1 protein-coding gene is annotated in these 498 nt (G+C 66.5%); it reads right to left on the reverse strand.

The features are described 5' to 3' along the window. The coding region (locus DVK07_RS21275; RefSeq protein ID WP_233565592.1) for a S8 family serine peptidase at positions 1-478 on the reverse strand (478 nt) is incomplete at its 3' end. Positions 479-498 lie beyond the last annotated feature (20 nt).

Below are 498 nucleotides of genomic sequence, written 5' to 3' on the forward strand. Positions count from 1 at the left end.
CGAACAATTCGACCGAGTCGTTTGTCGGATTCTCGACGGTCAGCGTTCGGTTGACGTACGGCTCGTCGCCGACGACGCCGAGGCTTTCGCTGGCGTTGGTGAGAACGAGGTCGGGTGAGACGGCGTCGCTCGCGTTCACCTGGCCGGTCCCTTGCGCGAACGCGCCGGTCGGGGAGTTCGCTTCGTCGACGGGAGCGTCCGTCGTCGACAACAGCGTGTTTCGGACGCGGTCGGGCGTGGCGTCCGGATCGGCGTCCAACATCATGGCCACGACGCCGCTCACGTGCGGCGTCGCCATGCTCGTTCCACTGTATTCGACGTACGGATTCGGCGTGTCGCTGGCCGCGGTCCCGCCGGCGTTTGGAGCGGTAATACCGACGCCGGGCGCGACGAGATCGGGTTTGACGATCCCCGCCGTCGTTGGGCCTCGCGAGGAGAACCGCGCGATTTCGCCCGTCGAACCATCCGTAGCGCCCACCGCAATACTTGACGGTGCCA

Origin of the sequence: Halorubrum sp. Atlit-26R (genome assembly GCF_003666015.1) — an archaeon.
Classification (GTDB): Archaea; Halobacteriota; Halobacteria; order Halobacteriales; family Haloferacaceae; genus Halorubrum.